The sequence below is a fragment of the Phaeacidiphilus oryzae TH49 genome (assembly GCF_000744815.1).
Lineage (GTDB): Bacteria > Actinomycetota > Actinomycetes > Streptomycetales > Streptomycetaceae > Phaeacidiphilus > Phaeacidiphilus oryzae.
This window is the reverse complement of sequence record NZ_JQMQ01000005.1, coordinates 216706-234024: the sequence shown is the minus strand read 5'-3', so window position 1 is coordinate 234024 and position 17319 is coordinate 216706. Positions and strand designations below refer to the sequence as shown.

Here is a 17319-nt window from a genome sequence, read left to right as displayed (position 1 = left end):
ATGCGGACAGGTTGGGACTGCCACATGTCACGACGGTAGGCGCGGGGGACCGCGGACCGAGCCGGATGACCGGTTCTGATCAGTGGATCAAAGCCTTCCCGCCGCAGCCGGACCGCATCTGCCGACATCCGGCTCGGACCTGATCGTCGTCCTCGCGCCGCCCGCGGCTGCGCGGAGGGGCGGACGGGGCGAACCCCGCCGCCGGCCGCCGGATGGGGCGCCCGGTGGAGGCCGACAGGTCGACAAGGCGACGGGATTCAACCGGGATTGCGCCGTACGAGTGCGGATAATGCCGACCGGATACGGGCAGGATGCCGGCCGGCGGGCAAGGGGAGGGTAAGGGAGGGGCCGCGGAAAATCTCCGGCGACCGAGACGGCCTACTCCGCGGGGGTGGCGAATTTCGCCCGGAGTGCGCCGAGTGGCCTATTGCCGGGAAGGGCGGCGGGAGCGCCGAAAGTCACTCCGTGAGAGCCGCTATTACACGGAATCTCCACATTTGGGTGAAGGGTCTGGCTTGTGAGCGAGACCACCCGGATGGGTGAACCGTCGAGCTGGGCGTTACATGACCAAAGTCACGAATGTCCGCTATGGTCGCGCGGCCGCGGAGGTCGCTGCCGCCGGCTCCCGGGGTGGGCGGAGGCCCCCTCGTGGCCGGGGATCTCGGGTCTGTGGTGCCCGCGACCCTGCGCCGAGCCGCCCTGCGCAGCTCCGTGCGTCGCGCCGCCGGCGCCGCGGCCGTGGTGGGCGGCGGTGGGTCCGGCCGGGCGTGGTGCCTCCGAGGCGCCCGCGGCCCCGGTCCGGCGACCGGCGCCCGCCGGGCCGGGAACCCGCCCGGCCGGCGCCGTCCCGGTGCGGGCCCCAGCGCGAGCCCCGGCTGCCGCCGCGGCCGGCTGTCCGCCCAGCTTGCGCAGGGCCGTGGCCCGCAGTTCGGCTCTCCGCCGCCACCAGTCCTGCAGCCGTTCATCGGTGCTGGAGACGATCGGCTCGAAGAGCGGCAGCAGCAGGAGCACCAGGGCACCGTCCGCCCAGCCCGCGAGGACGTCGCTGAACCAGTGGGTGCCGAGGTACACCGTGGTCAGGCCGATGGTCACGCCGAGGAAGCCGGCGATCACCCCGCCGATCCGCCGCCACCGGACGGCCAGGTACGCCAGCGCGCCCCAGGTGGCGACGGCGTTGGCGGTGTGCCCGGACGGGAAGATGTCGCCGCCCTGGAAGAGCGCGGCCGATCCGACCACATGGGCGTAGTGCGGGCCCAGGCGCCCTATGCCTATCTTGACCGCCCCCGCCGTGACGTTGACCAGCAGCAGGGTCACCGCCATCACCAGCGGCGGACGCCAGCTGCGGGTGCGCCAGGCGCGCCAGAAGAGCCAGGCGAAGGCGAGGATCGCGGTCGGGCCGCGCTGGCCCAGGATCACGTAGGTGTTGAAGAAGTCGAAGTACTGCGGGAAGCGCTCGAAGGGCTTCAGGGTGAAGAGCTGCCAGTCCAGCGCGACCAGGGAGGACGTGGTCAGCACCGCGACCGTGATCGCCAGGTAGCAGGCGATGGTCACGGCGAAGAGGATCTTGTGGGTGCGGCTCAGCGGCGGCCACCGCAACTCCGGAGACGGCGGCCGCTGGTTCCTCCCCGAAGCGGGGCGGTCCAGTACCGCTCCCTCATTCCTCTGACTACGCACCCTTTCGACGTTACAGCGTGTGACAGAGTGCTCCGGCTGCCGAACGGCCTTCGTAATGACGATGTGACCTGTTGGATTACGCATTCGATATCAATCCGGCGGGCTCGCCGGGGGGCCGTCGGCAGGAGATGTGAAGCCCTCGTGCGAAGCGCCGGGATTGTCCGGATCCTGAGGGATGAAGCGCAGGTGGAGGGGGTAGAAGGGATGGATTCCCAATGACCGGCCGGTAAGAGTTCGATGAATGCGGCGCGTCCACTTGGGAGAGGGCATTTCCGTCCGGTGGCCCGGAATTACCGTTCGGTCAGCCCCGCTTCGGTGTGATCGAATTCACGGTGTAATTCCGGGACTGCTCGGGAGTTCGCGGAAAACCCCGGGGGGCCTCCGCGAACTCCCATGGCCCTCGCCGGATCAGCCGAGCCCGCGGCCGAGCGTCGCGCCGCCGTCCAGAACAAGGGTCTGGCCGGTGATCCAGGAGGCCTCGTCGGAGAGGAGGAAGGCCACCGCCCCGCCGACGTCCTCGGGCACGCCGAGCCGCTTCAGCGGGTAGTGCGCGGCCACCTCCTCCTCGTGGTCGACGTAGAGCGCCTCCGCGAACCTCGTCTTCACCACCGCCGGGGCCACCGCGTTCACCCGCACCGAGGGCGCCAGCTCGTGCGCCATCTGCTGGGTCATCTGGATCATCGCGGCCTTGCTCGCCCCGTACATCCCGATGCCCAGCGCCGGGCCGAGGCCGCCGACCGAGGAGACGTTGACGATCGCCCCGCCGTGCTCGGCCAGCCAGGCCTTGTGCACCAGCTGGACCCAGCCCAGCGTGGAGACCACGTTGATCTCGAAGATCTTGCGGGCGGCGTCCAGGTCGACGTCGGTGATCGAACCGAACACCGGGTTGGTGCCCACGTTGTTCACCAGGTGGTCGATCCGGCCGAATCGCTCCATGGCCTGGCCGACCGCCTCCTCGCGATGGCCGGCGTCGTGGCTCTTGCCCGGCACGCCCAGCGCGTGGTCGGGGCCGCCGAGGGCGGCCACCGCCTCGTCCAGGCTGCCCTTGTCGCGGCCGGTGATCACCACGCGCTCGCCGCGGCCCACCAGGGCGCGGGCGATCGCCAGGCCGATGCCCCGGCTGGCGCCGGTGACCAGGGCCACCTTGCTGCTCTCGGCCGTCATCAGCGTCAACTCCTTCGTCGTGACTGCGTAACTGCGAATGAAATCGGGTGGGGGAGAGCGGCCGGAACTCAGAGCCCCAGGCCGACCATCCCGGCGATCGCCGCCCGGTGCCGGTCGGCGGTGCCCAGGGCGATCGAGGCGCTCTTGGCCCGCTTGAGGTAGAGGTGCGCCGGGTGCTCCCAGGTGAAGCCGATTCCGCCGTGCAGCTGTACGGCCTCCTCGGCGGCGGTCACCGCGACCGGGGACGCGAAGGCCTGGGCCAGGGCGGCGTTGAGGCCCGCCTCGGACGAGCCGGTGGCCAGCGAGTCCGCGGCGGCCAGCGCCACCGCGCGGAGCTGCGCCACCGAGACCCACAGATCGGCCAGCCGATGCTTGACCGCCTGGAAGGAGCCGATCGCCCGGCCGAACTGGTGGCGCTCCTTGACGTAGGCCACCGTCGTCGCCAGCGCCCAGTCGGCGGTGCCGAGCTGCTCGGAGGCGAGGAGGGCGGCGCCGGTGCGGAGGGCCGCGCCGAGCGCCGCCGCGGCCGGGGCCCCGGCGGCCAGCCGGCGGCCGGGCACGGCGGAGAGCACCAGGTCGGTGAGCGGGCGGGTGGAGTCGAGCGAGACCACCGGAGTGAGCTCGGCGCCGGCGCTCGGCAGCTCCACCGCGTACAGCGCCGGGCCGCCGTCCGGCTCGGTGGCCGGGACCAGCAGCAGGTCCGCGATCCGCGCGTCGCCCACGCCGTTCACCGCACCGGTGAGCGCGCCCGAGGCGTCCGCGGTCACCGCGGACGGGAAGGGGGCGCCGGGGGCGGTGGCGAAGGGGAGGGCGAGGGCCGCCGTACGCTCGCCCCGGGCCAGCGCGCCGAGGACCTCCGCCGCCTCGGGGCGGCCTCGGCGAGCGCCAGCAGGGCGGCCGTGGAGAGCACCGCGCTGCCCAGGAAGGGCACCGGGGCGACCGCACGGCCCAGCTCCTCGATCACCACGGCCGCCTCGCGCCAGCTCGCACCGGCCCCGCCGAGCTCCTCGGGGACCGGCAGCGCGGTCACCCCCAGCTCGCCCACCAGGGCCTGCCAGAGCCCGGCGTCCACCTGGGCGTCCGACTCGGTGCGGTCCAGCACCGACTTCCAGTCGCAGCGGGCCGCCAGCAGGGCCCGGACGTTGGCCCGCAGCTCGTCCTCGACCTCGGTGGACAGCAGGCTCGGCTCCGTCGCCGCTGGGGCGGCCGCGGGGGCGGTTTCCGTGCTCATCGGGGGAGCTCCTTCCAGGGGACGTCCTTGTCCACGCGGATCTCCTGCGGAAGGCCGAGGACCCGCTCGGCGATGATGTTGCGGAGCACCTCGGAGGTGCCGCCCTCGATCGAGTTGCCCTTGGCCCGCAGGTAGCGGAAGCCGGCGGCCCGCTCGTTCCAGCCGGTGCCGTCCGGGCGCCGGAACGTCCAGTCGTCGTAGCGCAGTCCCTCGTCGCCGAGGAGTTCCAGCTCCAGGCCGGTGGTGCGCTGGTTGAGCACGGCGAAGGCCAGCTTGACCGCGGAGCCCTCGGGCCCCGGGGCGCCGACGGCGAGCTGCTGGCGCAGCCGCTCCCCGGTGAGCCTGGCCGCCTCGGTGTCCACCCACAGCCGGAGGAGGTCGTCCTGCAGGCCGGGGGTGCGCAGTTCGGGGCGCTCCCGCCAGGCGGCGGTGACGGGGGCGAGCATCCCGCCCTCCCGGGGCATCGCCCGGCCGCCGATCGCCACCCGCTCGTTCATCAGCGTGGTGTTGGCGACCTTCCAGCCCTCGCCGACCCCGCCGAGCCGGTCGGCGTCCGGGATCCGGGCGCCGGAGATGAAGACCTCGTTGAACTCGGCCTCGCCGGTGGCCTGCCGCAGCGGGCGGACCTCCACGCCGGGATCGTGGATGTCCAGCACGAAGTAGGAGAGCCCGCGATGCTTGGGCACGTCCGGGTCGGTGCGCGCGACCAGGATCGCGAAGTCGGCCATGTGGGCGAAGGAGGTCCACACCTTCTGGCCGTCCACGGTCCAGACGTCGGTCTCCGGGTCGTGCACCGCCCGGGTCGCGACGGCGGCCAGGTCCGAGCCGGCGCCGGGCTCGCTGAAGAGCTGGCACCAGATCTCCTCGGCGGAGAAGAGCGGGCGCAGGTAGCGCCTGCGCTGCTCCTCGGTGCCGAAGGCGAGGATGGTCGGGGCGGCCATGCCCAGGCCGATCACCGCGTGGGCGGGCGGCTCGGGCGCCTCGGCGGCGGCGAACTCCTCGTTCACCACCTGCTGCAGCGCGCGGGGGGCGCCGAGGCCGCCGTCCCCCTCCGGGAAGTGCACCCAGGCGAGCCCCGCGTCGAAGCGGGCGCCGAGGAACTCGGTGGGCGGGGTGGTCGCGGGATCGTGGGCGGCGAGGAAGTCGCGGACGCGGCGGCGCAGGGCGTCCGCGTCCGGGGCGGGGGCGTTGCTCATGCGAGAGTCCCTCTCGACGGTGAGACGGGTTCCGGCCTTGCTGGGTCCCCACGGGGTGGTTTCCACGAGGTGGTTTCCCACGGCGCGGGGCCCCACGGGGTGGGGTGAGGGAGCGTCAGGGGGCGCGGGGAACCGGGCGGTTCCCCGCGCCCCCTGGTCGGGCCATGGCCCAGGACTAGTCGAGCGGTCCGCCCGCGACGTAGACGACCTGGCCGGAGACGAAGCCGGCGCCCTCGCTCACCAGGAAGGACACGGTGTGGGCGATGTCCTCGGGGGTACCGACCCGCTGGACCGGGATGGCCGTGGCGGCGGCCTTCTTGAAGTCCTCGAAGTCCATCCCAACCCGCTTCGCGGTGGCCGCGGTCATGTCGGTGGCGATGAAGCCCGGGGCCACCGCGTTGGCGGTGATGCCGAACTTGCCCAGCTCCTTGGCGAGGGTCTTGGTGAAGCCCTGCATGCCGGCCTTGGCCGCCGAGTAGTTGGCCTGGCCGCGGTTGCCCAGCGCGGAGGAGGAGGACAGGTTGACGATCCGGCCGTAGCCGGCGTCCACCATGTACTTCTGCGCCGCCCGGGACATCAGGAAGGCGCCCTTGAGGTGGACGTCGAGGACGGTGTCCCAGTCCGACTCGGACATCTTGAAGAGCAGGTTGTCGCGGAGCACCCCGGCGTTGTTCACCAGGATGGTCGGCCCGCCGAGCTCGGCCGCGATCCGCTCGAAGGCCGCGGCCACCTGGTCGGCGTTGGAGACGTCCGCGCCCACCGCGATGGCCTTGCCGCCGGCCGCGGTGATCTTCTCGACGGTGTCCTTGCCGGCTGACTCCTCCAGGTCCACGACGGCCACCGCGTAGCCGTCGGCGGCCAGGCGGACGGCGGTGGCGGCGCCGATGCCGCGGGCGGCGCCGGTGACGACCGCTACGCGGGGGGTCTGCTCGCTCATGTCTTCCACAGCTCTCTTTCTTGGGGGTGGGGCTTGCTCGGGGGTGCCGGGTGGATCGGTGAACCGCTGAGCGGGGTGCTACTTCTGGTACTGCCTCAGCTCGCGGCGGGCCAGCGAGCGGCGGTGGACCTCGTCCGGGCCGTCCGCCAGCCGCAGCGTACGCGCCGAGGACCAGAGCTGGGCGAGCGGGAAGTCCTGTGAGACGCCGCCGGCGCCGTGCGCCTGGATCGCCTTGTCCAGGATCCACTGCACGGTCTCCGGGGTGGCGATCTTGATGGACTGGATCTCGGTGTGGGCGCCCTTGTTGCCCACGGTGTCCATCAGCCAGGCGGTCTTCAGCACCAGCAGCCGCAGCTGCTCGATGCGGACCCGGGCCTCGGCGATCCACTCCTGCACCACGCCCTGCTCGGCCAGCGGCTTGCCGAAGGGCTCCCGCTCCAGGGCCCGGCGGCAGGTCAGTTCGAGGGCCCGCTCGGCCATCCCGATCAGCCGCATGCAGTGGTGGATCCGGCCCGGACCGAGCCGGGCCTGGGCGATGGCGAAGCCCTCGCCCTCACCGGAGATCAGGTTCGCGGCCGGCACCCGGACGTCCCGGAAGACGATCTCGGCGTGGCCGCCGTGGGTGCCGTCGGTGTACCCGAAGACGTTCATCCCGCGCTTGATCTCGACGCCCGGGGTGTCCCGGGGGACCAGGATCTGGCTCTGCCGGCGGTGCTTGGGCGCCTCCGGGTCGGTCTGCCCCATCACGATGAAGATCTTGCAGCGGGGGTCCATCGCGCCGCTGGACCACCACTTGCGGCCGTTGATGACGTAGTCCGAGCCGTCCCTCTGGATCCGCGTCCTGATGTTGCTCGCGTCCGAGGAGGCCACGTCCGGCTCGGTCATGCAGAAGGCCGACCGGATCTCGCCCTCCAGCAGCGGCTTCAGCCAGCGGTCCTGCTGCTCGGGGGTGCCGAACTCGGAGAGGACCTCCATGTTCCCGGTGTCCGGGGCCGCGCAGTTCAGCGCCTCCGGGGCCAGCGCGGGGCTGCGCCCGGTGAGCTCGGCCAGCGGCGCGTACTGCAGATTGGTCAGGCCGGCGCCGAAGCGCTGGTCCGGGAGGAAGAGGTTCCACAGACCGCGGCTGCGGGCCTCGGCCTTGAGCTCGTCGATGATCGGCGGGCGGGTCCACTGCTGGTAGCCGGGATCGGCGACCTGCTCGGCCAGGACCGCCTCGGCCGGGTAGACCCTCTCGTCCAGGAACGCCTGAAGCTTCTCCCTCAGCTCCAGGGTCCGGGCGTCGTACGAGAACTCCATCGTCTCTCCCTCAGTCGCCGGTTGACTGGCTGTCAGGTGCGTTGCCCAGCAGGGTCTCCAGGGCGGCGGCGATCAGGCCGGGAACGATCCGGCCCATCTGCTCGAAACCGTCGCCGACGGTCTTGCCCTGGAGGTAGCGGTAGTAGATGCCCTCCGCGATCACCGCCAGTTTGTAGCGCGCGAACGCGGTGTACCAGGGCATGGGCGTGAGGTCGAGGCCGGTGCGCTCGGCGTAGCGGGTCTCGATCTCGGCCATCGGCGGGAAGCCGGCGCGCGGGCTGACGCCGTGCGCCACCGGGTTCTCCGGCTGCTGCTCGCCCATCTCCCAGTAGATCTTCATCAGCCCGAGATCGGCCAGCGGGTCGCCGAGGGTGGCCATCTCCCAGTCCAGGACGGCGGCGATCTCGTCGTCGGCGCCGACCACGGTGTTGTCCAGGCGGTAGTCGCCGTGGACGATGGTGGCCCGCTGGCTGACCGGGACGCCCTCGGTGAGCCGCCGCTGCAGCTCCTCGACGCCCGGGATCTCCCGGCTCCGGCTGGACTCGAACTGCCGGTGCCAGCGCGCGACCTGGCGCTCCAGATAGCCCTCCGGGCGGCCGAACTTCTCCAGCCCGACCGAGGCCGGGTCGACGGCGTGCAACTCGGCCAGTACGTCGATCAGCCGGCGGGAGATGGCCTGCGCCCGCTCCGGGCCCAGGTCGGCGGTGTCCGCGGCGTCCCGGTAGACCCGGCCCTCCACCTCGTCCATCAGGTAGAAGGTCGCGCCCACCACCTCCTCGTCCCGGCAGAGCAGCCGGGTGCGGGGGACCGGCACGGGGGTCCCGGCCAGGGCGCTCATCACCTGGTACTCGCGGCCCATGTCGTGGGCGGTGGCCAGGACATGGCCGAGCGGAGGGCGGCGGAGCACCAGCCGGCGCGAGCCGTCGGTCAGCCGGTAGGTGAGGTTGGACTTGCCGCCGCTGATCAGCTCGGCGGAGAGCGGCCCGGCCAGCAGATCCGGGTCGACCGCGTCGAGGTGCCGGCGGATCCGGTCCAAATCCAGCCCGGGTGGCTGATCGGCCATGCGGGTTCCCTTCCTCGTGCCCGGCGGTGCATCGAACAGCGCCACCATACCGACTGGTAGGTATGCGGGCTAGAGAGACGTGGATCACGCCCGCGCCGAAGCGTCCGGAAGCGGACCTTGACGGGTCGTCGGGAAGACGGCAGCCTTGATCGCCGAATGGTCTCGACCAATCCCAGTCGCTCGGGAGGGCGCGTGCCCGAACCGTCCCCGTCCGCCGTGCCGGACAACGGATCTGACGCGTCATCGGCAGCGGCCGAGGTGCCCAGCGCGGCGGCCTTCCTCGGGCGGGCCAGGTCGGTGCTGGACCTGGTCGCCGCGCGGAACGCGGACCCGGTCCGCCGGGCGGCCGGACTGGTCGCCGACTGCGTGGCCGCGGACGGGGTGCTGCAGGCCTTCGGCACCGGCCATTCGCAGGCCGCCGCCCTGGAGCTGGCCGGCCGGGCCGGCGGCCTCGTCCCCAGCAATCGGATCTCCCTCGCCGACCTGGTGCTGCGCGGCGGCGACGACCGCGACGCGCTGGCCGACCCGCTGCTCGAGCGGCGCCCGGGCCTGGCCGCGCGGCTCTACGAACTGGCCGGGGTCAGGGCGGGCGATCTCTTCTTCATCGTCTCCAGCTCCGGAGTGAACGGTGCCGTGGTGGACATGGCCCTGCTCGCCAGGGAGCGCGGCCACCGGCTGATCGCCCTCACCTCGCTCGCCCACACCAGGGCCGTCGAGCCGCGCCACCCCAGCGGGCGGCGGCTGGCCGACCTCGCCGACGTGGTGCTGGACAACGGCGCGCCGCTGGGCGACGCCGTCCTGCCGATGGCGGCGGGCGGCGGCCCGGAGGACGGGGACCCCGGCGCGGCGCAGCCCCCCGCGGTCTGCGGGATATCCTCGCTCACCAGCGCCCTGCTGGTGCAGATGGTGGTCGCCGAGGCGATCGGCCGGCTCGTCGAGCGCGGGATCCCGGCCCCGGTGTACGCGTCGGCGAACGTCCCGGGCGGGTTCGAGCGCAATCTGCTGCTGGAGCGGCGCTACGAGGGGCGGCTGCACCGTACCGCGGTCGGCTGAGGCGGCAGACCGACCGGTCGGTGCGGGCACTACCCTGGTGCTCGGTCAGCGATCCCGAAGGCCCCCGAAGGAGACGAAGCACGTGGCCGCACCAACCGCCCCGGTTCGGGACAGGCTGCTCGCCGCCGCCACCCGGCTCTTCGCCGAACGGGGATTCGCCCCCACGTCCGTCCAGGAGATCGTCGAGCGAGCCGGCGTCACCAAGGGCGCGATGTACCACTACTACGGCTCCAAGGACGAGCTCCTCCAGCAGATCTACGCCCAGCTGCTGTCCCTGCAGGCGGCCCGGCTGGAGACCATCGCCGACCTCGACCTGCCGGTCCGCGAGCGGCTCTACCAGGCCGCCGCCGACGTCGTGGTCACCACGCTCGAGCACCTCGACCAGGCGGTGGTCGTCTTCCAGTCGATGCACATGCTGCCGGCCGACCGGCGGGCCGAGATCCGCGCCGACCGCCGCCGCTACCACGAGCGCTTTCGCGGCCTGATCGAGGAGGGCCAGCGCACCGGGGTCTTCCGCAAGGACGCCCACGCGGACCTGGCGGTCCATCAGTTCTTCGGCGGCGTACACCACTTGGGCAGCTGGTATCACTCGGACGGCGAACTGACCCCGACTCAGATCGGGGACACCTACGCCGATCTGCTGCTGCGCGGGCTCGAACCGCGCTGAGCGGGGGCGCGCCCCGGAGGCGGTGCGGACCGAGTTCGCGGAGCGGGGCGGCAGCGGGCCGCCGCGTTTGTATAGTGTCCGCCAGCAGTCGAGCCGACGGCTGCTCGGCGGAGCCTCTCCCGCCGCCGAAGCGCCGCCCGTGTGCCCGCTCCGGGACCACGCACGGGCGTACCACCGGGGACGGGATGATGCTGCGTATACAAGGGGCGATACCCCGACAGTCCCAGAGCAGACACGAGTCCGGGAACGGCCGGGGGAGCGCGGACCCCGCCGTACCGGACGCCGACCTGATAGAACTCGCCACCGCCCCCGGGCACCTCCTCCGGGTCTTCCAGCAGGTGCACACCCGGCTCTGGGCGGAGCGGGTCACCGTCGAGCTGACCGCCCCCCAGTTCTCCGCGCTCAGCGCGCTCGCCCAGCAGCCCGGCGCCGACCAGCGCACGGTCGGCCGGCTGGCCTCCCTGGACAAGGCCACGATGGCCGAGATGGTGGTCCGGCTGGTCCAGCGCGGCCTGCTGCTGCGCCGCCGGGACCCGGTGGACGGCCGGCGCAAGCTGCTCTCCCTCTCGCCGCAGGGCGCCACGATGCTGCGGCAGGCCGCGGCCACCGTGGAGGAGGTGCAGGAACTCCTGCTGGCCCCGCTCACTGAGGAGGAGCGGGGACGGCTGCTGGAGGCCCTGCGGGCGATGGCGGAGTCCGCCGAGGAGTCCGCCGAGGCGGGGACGGAGCCGGGCGAGGACGGGAGGGAGGACGCGGCCGTCGACGAGTCGGCGATGCGCTCCCGCACCGTCGGGCACCTGATCCGGGTGGCCCAGCAGGTCCACACCCGTTTGTGGACCGAGCTGGTGCCGGGCGAGCTGACGGCCCCGCAGTACGCCGTGCTGGTCGCGCTGGCCGAGGAGCCGGGGATGGACCAGCGGACGCTGGGCGAGCGGGCCTCCCTGGACAAGGCGACGATGGCCGAGCTGATCGGACGGCTGGTGCGGCGGGGGCTGGTGCTGCGGCGGCGCGACCCGGCCGACGGGCGCCGCAATCTGCTCGCGCCCTCGCCGGCGGGGGCCGAGCTGCTGCGCCGTGTGGGGCCGGGCGTGCGGGAGGTCCAGGAACGGGTCCTGGACGGCGTCCCGCCGTCGGCGCGGGAGGACGCGATGTCGCTGCTGCGCCGAGCGGCCCGCCTGACCGAGTGATCCCGGGCGGCGTGCCCCGGCCCCGCGCCCGGAGGCAGCGCCGCAGGCGCACGTCCGGGCGCGGGGAGCCCCCGCAGGGCGGGCTCCCCGCGGGGGCCCGGTCAGCGGCCCACGGCGTACCCCTGCATCCCGCGCGGGTTGGCCGCCGCGCTGAGCACCCCGGTCCGCGGATCCCGCGCGACGGCGCTCAGGCGGCCCTCGGACCAGGGGTCCGCGAGTTCCACCTGATGGCCGCGCCGGCGCAGGTCGGCGATCACCGCCGGGTCCGTCCGGTCCTCGATGACCAGGCTGCCCGGCCGCATACCGCGCGGGTAGAAGGAGGAGGGGAAGGCGTCGGTGTGCCAGTTCGGCGCGTCGATCGCGCCCTGGAGGTCCCAGGTGTCGCGCACCTTCCCGCGCAGCGCCACCGCCAGGAAGAAGTTGAGGCTCCACTGGTCCTGCTGGTCCCCGCCCGGAGTGCCGAAGGCCAGCACCGCCTCGCCGTCCCGCAGCGCCAGCGAGGGGGTGAGGGTGGTCCGCGGGCGCCGCCCGGGGGTGAGGGTGTTCGGCAGGCCCGGCTCCAGCCAGGTCATCTGCAGCCGGGTGCCGAGCGGGAAGCCCAACTCGGGGATGACCGGGTTGGACTGGAGCCAGCCGCCGCTCGGAGTGGCCGAGACCATGTTCCCCCAGCGGTCCACCACGTCCACATGGCAGGTGTCGCCCCGGGTCCCGCCGTCCTTCGCGACCGTCGGCTCTCCGGCGCCCGCCGTCGACATCGAGTCGAAGCCGGCCGCCGCGAGCCGCGCCGCCTCCTCCGCCCGCTCGGCGTACTTCGGCAGCCGGGGCGTCCGCCCGCCGGGGGAGCCCGGTCGCAGCTCGCGCGAGGCGGAGCCGCTGTCGACCAGCTTCCGCCGCTCCTCCGTGTAGGGCCCGGAGAGCAGCTCGGCCAGCGGCACGGAGTCCAGGTCGGCGTCGCCGTACCAGGCCTCCCGGTCGGCCATGGCCAGCTTGCAGCCCTCGACCACGGTGTGGATGTAGTCGGCGGAGCCGTACTCGGCCCCGCCCGGCTTCCCGAAGTCCTCGGGGAGGAGGGCGAGCTGCTGGAGGAAGGAGGGGCCCTGGCTCCACGCGCCGGCCTTGCAGACCGTCCAGCCGTTCCAGTCGTGGCGGACCGGCTCCTCGTAACCGGCGCGGAAGGCGGCCAGGTCGTCGCCGGTGAGGGTGCCGCGGTGGCGCTCGCCGGAGGTGTCCATGGTGGGCTGACCGGAGGCCCGGACCATCGCCTCGGCGATGAAGCCGGAGGACCAGATCCGGCGGGCCGCCTCGATCTGCGCCTCCCGGTCGCCGGCCGGCTCGGCCTCGGCGAGCAGCCGGCGCCAGGTCGCGGCGAGCGCCTCGTTGCGCAGCAGGGCCCCCGGCTCGGCGGCGGGCAGGTAGAGGGCGGCCGAGCTGGTCCACTCGGTCTCGAAGAGCTCCCGGACGCTCTCCACGGTGGCGCGTATCCGCTCGACCGGCGGGTGGCCCTGTTCCGCGTAGCCGATGGCGTACTGCAGCACCTCGCGCAGCGAGCGGGTGCCGTGGTCGCGCAGCAGCAGCATCCAGGCGTCGAAGGCCCCGGGCACCGCGGCGGCCAGCGGGCCGGTGCCGGGGACCAGGTCGAGGCCGAGGCCCGAGTAGTGCGCCGCGGAGGCGCCGGCCGGGGCCGGGCCCTGCCCGCAGAGCACCCGCACCTCGCCGCCGGCCGGGGCGAGGATGATCGGCACCTCGCCGGCCGGGCCGTTCAGGTGCGGTTCGACGACGTGGAGGACGAAGCCGGCCGCCACCGCCGCGTCGAAGGCGTTGCCGCCGCCCTCCAGTACGGCCATCGCGCTCTGCGAGGCCAGCCAGTGGGTCGAGGCCGCCATCCCGAAGGTCCCCTGGAGGGTGGGCCTGGAGGTGAACATCCGCGCACTCCTTGATCGTCGATCTTGAGCCGTGTCGGGAGCGTAAGGCCAGAAGGGGGCCCGGCGGGAGAGGGCGGGGCCCACGGCCGTGGTGCGACGCGTGACAACCGATGATTCATCGGCTGATGTCCGCTGGGAAGAGCGCGGGGCGGGCGGCCTCCTGGGACCGGTGGCGCTCCCCTATATATAGGCGCGTCTGCACGGGTGGTCGCCGAACCCCTCCGCCGTGCGGGCGGGCCGGCGGTCGGCCGTGCTGACGGAGGGGGAGAGCACCATGCGGTTTCCGCACCTCAGCGGGAGCCGACGGCGGCCGCCAGGTGACCTATAGCGGCCACCCGCTCTCCTACTTCACCGGCGACAGGGCCGCGGGCCGGACCACCGCACGGCCCGGCCTACGAGGAGGCTCGTATTAAGCGGGCAAATCGGTCTAAACCACACCGGTTCAGGCCGTTCGGCCGTCCGGGAGGAGTGTTTCCGGCCTACCCCGGGTAGGCGGCCGGAGACTTGTCACGCCTTGGGGAATCGGACATTTCGCCCCGGTAAACGGGGCCGCTCGGTGAGGCCGCTCACAGGCCCCGAGGGGTCCACGATGCCCCGTAGTTGATCCTTTCGGCCTCGGGGGCGGTCTCCTACTTCAGGATGACCGCCCTCCGTCGAAGGGGGGCGGCCGAAGGCCCGGAGCGTCCCTCGCTCGCTCCGGCACGGGGATGAGAGCGCCATGAGAAGGTCCGTGGCGAGTTGTGAAAATCCCCCGGCGACGGTCGGCGGCGCAGGCTCCCACGGCTCGGGGAGCGGTTTGCGAACGTCGTTCGGCTACGACGATGCGTCGTAATTGGGACCTTTGTCAGCTCCGAGATGGCTCGCTAAGAATTGCCGACGTCGAACGGCGGACCGGGCAGATCCCGGAACGTCCCCTCCCGGCACCACCTACCGAAACCGGGGGTGCCCAACGCTTCGGCACGGCTGATCCGCCTGACCCCTGTCCGGCAGTGCGGAACCCCGCAGCCGGTCCGAAGCTGCCGAGCCAACCGATTGAGGTCTTCTCTCCATGTCGAACACCACCTCTGGCCTGCGCAAGACCGCCGCTGTGGCGCTTGGCGCCGTCGGCCTTGCCACCCTGGGTTCCGTCGCCGCCGCCGGTTCCGCGTCCGCCGCCACCTCGAGCGCCCACCAGCAGCACGTGGCCCACGTGCAGGCCGTGGCCCACGAGCAGCACCTCGCCCACGAGGAGCACCTGGCGCACCTGGCGCACGAGGGCCACCTCGCGCACGAGCAGCACCTGGCCCACCTGGCGAGCGCGGCGCACGCCTCGCACGCCGCTCACCTGGCCCACGTGAACGCCTCCGCGAGCTCCTCGGTCCAGACCCAGGACGTCGCGTACTCCACCTCGGCCCCCTCCGGCTCGCCGCAGCAGATCGCCGCGCAGCTGGTGCCGGCCGACCAGCTGGCCTCCTTCGACCAGATCATCTCGCACGAGAGCGGCTGGAACGTCTACGCGACCAACGCCTCCTCCGGCGCCTACGGCCTGGGCCAGGCCCTGCCCGGCTCCAAGATGGCCTCGGCCGGCTCGGACTGGCAGACCAGCGCCGCCACCCAGATCAAGTGGGCGCTCTCCTACATGAACGACCGCTACGGCTCCCCGAACGCCGCCTGGTCCTTCTGGCAGGCCAACAACTGGTACTGATCGGCCCTCGCTGCGGATACGCAGCCCCCGATCACCCCGGTATCGGTTGAGCCGGCATGAACCCGGCGGGGCCGGTGCGCACCTCGCGCACCGGCCCCGCCGGGTTTCGCCCGTTCCCCGCCGACGCGGCTCAGTCGGCCTCGGCCGCGAGCGCCTGCTCGGCCTCCACCTCGGGGATCGGCCGGGCGCTGTCCCAGACCGACTGGAAGGCCAGCCGCAGCGTCTCGGCCAGCGAGGGGTGGCGGATCACCAGCGAGGTGGTGGCGCCGGTGCCCGCGACCGGGTCCGGCATGTCGCAGAGCACCAGCGAGCCGTCCACGATCACCAGCTTCAGCGGGAGCTCGCCGGCGACCCGGGCGTCCTCACCGGCCTGCTGGAAGCGGCGGATGTGCTCCCGCATCCCCGCGTCCTCCAGCGCTTCCGGCGTGTAGAGGCTGCGGACGGTGCCGCCGCCGGCGGCCACCCGTGCCGTCGCGTCCACACCGGCCTCGTTCTCGTCCGGGTCGCCGAAGTAGGGCGGCCGGGTGAAGGTGAGGATCTCCCGCTCGGCCTCCTGCTGGAGCTTGGCGAACCGCTCGTTGATGGTCTCCCGGTCGCGCAGCACCTCCACGTAGTCCAGCGGGTCGGTGTGGGTGCGCCCGCTGTTCCAGGTCGGCAGGAGCTCCCGGGCGAGGTCGCCGGAGAGCCGCTCCAGTCTGGAGAGCGACCGGCGCTGCTGCTCGACCAGGCGGTCCATGGCGATCTCGGGGGCGACGGCGGAGTATCCGGCCACTCGGCCGGGGTGGAGGACCGCGAGCTGACGCCGGGTCAGGCCGTCGAGAACGTCGTACACCCGTTGCCGGGGGACCCTGGCCTCGCGGGCGACTTCCGCCGCCGTGTAGACGTCACGGCGGATCAGCGCGAGGTAGACCCGCGCCTCGTAGTTCGTCAGCCCCAGCTCTTCCAGTTCCGCCGCACGTCTGTCGTCCGTCTGCATGACTGCACCGTAGTGCCGTGGGGGTCGGCGGTGCTACGGTCCCCGACGGGTTGGCACCAGCCCGTGACCCATCCCTGAACTGCGGAAACACCACGGAATACGGCAAGTGGCACGGACCGGGCGGACTGCGGCCCGATGATCTGACCACAACTCAGGTGAGGAAGCCGGCGTGGACGTGGTCGTGATGGGTGTCGTCAGAGAAGAACTGAGACCCGCTCAGCAGCCGCGGGCCGCCCACGTTGTACGAACCGGCCGCGGCCGCCGCCCGCATATAGCCGTCGACCAGGGACTTCGGGGTGGCCGGGTCGACCACCGCGCGGCCGTCGATCCGCCAGGTGTCGAAGGCCCGCCCGCGCGGGTGGTCGCTCGGCCGCGAGGTGCCGAAGACGTCGATCGGATGGCCGGATCGGACCACGCTCACCTCAAGGGTGTAGCGGCGGGAGAGAGTGAGCATCGCGGTCAGCACGCTGTCGTGAATGCGTCCGCTGCGAAGATCCGCCACCCCGTCCGGCGGCAGCAGGATCCTGCGGTTCGCCAGCACCTCGCGGACCAGTGCCGGCGGCGCGGCCAGCGGAGGGCCGGGGACGGCGGGATGGAGGGCGGTCACCCGCCAGGCGGGGGAGGCGGCGGTGAGCCGGACGTCGACGGTGGTGCCTCCGGCGGTGACCGGGGCGCCCGGCGAGGAGCTGGTCCACTGCCGGCAGACGACGAGCACCGAGGCCGAGTCCGGGAGGATCCCTCCGTACTGCGCGTCCACCACCGCGAGCGCCGCGCTGTCGGCGGCCGGGCGGAGGCCGCCCGCCTGGTCGGCGAGTGCCGGATCGACGCCGAGCGCGCTCAGCCGGGCTCTCGCCTCGGCGCGGCCGCCGTGCCCGGACGCCCAGCCGCCGAGCGCCTCCACGATCTGCGTGGCCCGCGCCTTGACCTGCGGCTGGATCTCCCCGGGGCCGGCCCGCCAGGGCGTGGTGACGGGCAGCGAGGAGCCCCGGGACGGGGACGAGGACGGGGACGGGGAGGGCCGCCCGGACGCGGCGGCGGAGCCGGGGGAGGCCCCGGCGGCCGGGGTGCCACGGCCGCCCTCGCCGCCGTTGCCTCCGCATGCGGCGAGGAGACCGCCGGTGGCGCCGGCCAGCACCGCCCTGCGCGTCAACCCGGGACGGTGAACGGCGTTCTGACGCGGTGTCATGCCTGCCAGTGTCCCGCCCCGGGCCCATCGGACGTCAACGGCGAAACGCCGGAGCCGGGCCTGCGGCCCCTCGGCCGCCGGGG

At 73.2% G+C, this 17319-nt stretch carries 13 protein-coding genes and 2 pseudogenes; 5 read left to right on the top strand and 10 right to left on the bottom strand.

Annotated features, from left to right (window positions below):
* Window positions 1-573 precede the first annotated feature (573 nt).
* The 7 genes and pseudogenes from BS73_RS34420 to BS73_RS05310 form a co-directional block, all read right to left on the bottom strand.
* Window positions 574-1674 (bottom strand): phosphatase PAP2 family protein, encoded by a 1101-nt coding sequence (locus tag BS73_RS34420; protein ID WP_235215314.1) that lies wholly within the window; start codon window positions 1672-1674, stop codon window positions 574-576.
* Window positions 1675-2082: 408 nt separating this feature from the next.
* Complete coding sequence (locus tag BS73_RS05335) at window positions 2083-2838, bottom strand: SDR family oxidoreductase (RefSeq protein ID WP_037570126.1); 756 nt, start codon at window positions 2836-2838, stop codon at window positions 2083-2085.
* A 68-nt stretch (window positions 2839-2906) separates the two neighbouring features.
* A pseudogene (locus tag BS73_RS05330) lies at window positions 2907-4069 on the bottom strand (acyl-CoA dehydrogenase family protein).
* Window positions 4066-5265 carry an acyl-CoA dehydrogenase family protein gene (locus tag BS73_RS05325; protein WP_037570124.1) on the bottom strand — a complete coding sequence of 400 codons (1200 nt, stop codon included), beginning with the start codon at window positions 5263-5265 and terminating at the stop codon, window positions 4066-4068. The pseudogene BS73_RS05330 and the gene BS73_RS05325 overlap by 4 nt, the downstream one beginning before the upstream one ends.
* Before the next feature lie 175 nt (window positions 5266-5440).
* Window positions 5441-6202 (bottom strand): 3-oxoacyl-ACP reductase FabG, encoded by a 762-nt coding sequence (gene fabG, locus BS73_RS05320; RefSeq protein ID WP_037570122.1) that lies wholly within the window; start codon window positions 6200-6202, stop codon window positions 5441-5443.
* 78 nt (window positions 6203-6280) lie between these two features.
* Entirely contained in the window at window positions 6281-7498 is a 1218-nt protein-coding gene (locus BS73_RS05315; RefSeq protein ID WP_037570121.1) for an acyl-CoA dehydrogenase family protein, read from the bottom strand.
* A 10-nt stretch (window positions 7499-7508) separates the two neighbouring features.
* Window positions 7509-8561 (bottom strand): phosphotransferase family protein, encoded by a 1053-nt coding sequence (locus BS73_RS05310; protein WP_051939483.1) that lies wholly within the window; start codon window positions 8559-8561, stop codon window positions 7509-7511.
* 192 nt (window positions 8562-8753) lie between these two features.
* Between BS73_RS05310 and BS73_RS05305 the strand changes: the two genes are divergently transcribed.
* The 3 genes from BS73_RS05305 (at window position 8754) to BS73_RS40635 (ending at window position 11468) form a co-directional block, all read left to right on the top strand.
* Window positions 8754-9614 carry an SIS domain-containing protein gene (locus tag BS73_RS05305; protein ID WP_265736851.1) on the top strand — a complete coding sequence of 287 codons (861 nt, stop codon included), beginning with the start codon at window positions 8754-8756 and terminating at the stop codon, window positions 9612-9614.
* Window positions 9615-9696: 82 nt separating this feature from the next.
* A complete protein-coding gene (locus BS73_RS05300) occupies window positions 9697-10281 on the top strand; it encodes a TetR/AcrR family transcriptional regulator (protein ID WP_037570117.1) in 585 nt (194 codons plus the stop codon).
* Between the two features lie 188 nt (window positions 10282-10469).
* The gene (locus BS73_RS40635) at window positions 10470-11468 is read left to right on the top strand and encodes a MarR family winged helix-turn-helix transcriptional regulator (RefSeq protein ID WP_051939482.1); all 999 of its coding nucleotides are present in this window, start codon (window positions 10470-10472) and stop codon (window positions 11466-11468) included.
* Window positions 11469-11569: 101 nt separating this feature from the next.
* Here the strand turns inward: BS73_RS40635 and BS73_RS05285 are convergent, their stop codons facing one another.
* Entirely contained in the window at window positions 11570-13390 is a 1821-nt protein-coding gene (locus tag BS73_RS05285) for a gamma-glutamyltransferase family protein (protein ID WP_037570114.1), read from the bottom strand.
* A 302-nt stretch (window positions 13391-13692) separates the two neighbouring features.
* Here BS73_RS05285 and BS73_RS40895 point away from each other — a divergent pair.
* Window positions 13693-13803, top strand: a pseudogene (locus BS73_RS40895) (hypothetical protein); the annotation flags it as partial.
* 635 nt (window positions 13804-14438) lie between these two features.
* Window positions 14439-15074: an aggregation-promoting factor C-terminal-like domain-containing protein gene (locus tag BS73_RS39220; RefSeq protein WP_235215313.1), complete on the top strand. Its 636-nt coding sequence runs from the start codon at window positions 14439-14441 to the stop codon at window positions 15072-15074.
* A 130-nt stretch (window positions 15075-15204) separates the two neighbouring features.
* On the opposite strand, the gene BS73_RS05275 is transcribed toward BS73_RS39220, so the two are convergent.
* Both BS73_RS05275 and BS73_RS05270 read right to left on the bottom strand, forming a co-directional pair.
* Window positions 15205-16050, bottom strand: coding sequence for a TrmB family transcriptional regulator (locus BS73_RS05275; RefSeq protein WP_037570110.1), 846 nt, complete (start codon window positions 16048-16050; stop codon window positions 15205-15207).
* A gap of 151 nt (window positions 16051-16201) precedes the next feature.
* Window positions 16202-17236, bottom strand: coding sequence for a hypothetical protein (locus BS73_RS05270; RefSeq protein WP_084703813.1), 1035 nt, complete (start codon window positions 17234-17236; stop codon window positions 16202-16204).
* Window positions 17237-17319: the final 83 nt, after the last annotated feature.

Coding starts and splice junctions, on each gene's coding strand:
- BS73_RS05335 (WP_037570126.1), bottom strand. CDS start 2,838: ATGACGGCCGAGAGCAGCAAGGTGGCCCTGGTCACCGGCGCCAGCCGG.
- BS73_RS05325 (WP_037570124.1), bottom strand. CDS start 5,265: ATGAGCAACGCCCCCGCCCCGGACGCGGACGCCCTGCGCCGCCGCGTC.
- fabG (WP_037570122.1), bottom strand. CDS start 6,202: ATGAGCGAGCAGACCCCCCGCGTAGCGGTCGTCACCGGCGCCGCCCGC.
- BS73_RS05315 (WP_037570121.1), bottom strand. CDS start 7,498: ATGGAGTTCTCGTACGACGCCCGGACCCTGGAGCTGAGGGAGAAGCTT.
- BS73_RS05310 (WP_051939483.1), bottom strand. CDS start 8,561: ATGGCCGATCAGCCACCCGGGCTGGATTTGGACCGGATCCGCCGGCAC.
- BS73_RS40635 (WP_051939482.1), top strand. CDS start 10,470: ATGCTGCGTATACAAGGGGCGATACCCCGACAGTCCCAGAGCAGACAC.
- BS73_RS05285 (WP_037570114.1), bottom strand. CDS start 13,390: ATGTTCACCTCCAGGCCCACCCTCCAGGGGACCTTCGGGATGGCGGCC.
- BS73_RS39220 (WP_235215313.1), top strand. CDS start 14,439: ATGTCGAACACCACCTCTGGCCTGCGCAAGACCGCCGCTGTGGCGCTT.
- BS73_RS05275 (WP_037570110.1), bottom strand. CDS start 16,050: ATGCAGACGGACGACAGACGTGCGGCGGAACTGGAAGAGCTGGGGCTG.
- BS73_RS05270 (WP_084703813.1), bottom strand. CDS start 17,236: ATGACACCGCGTCAGAACGCCGTTCACCGTCCCGGGTTGACGCGCAGG.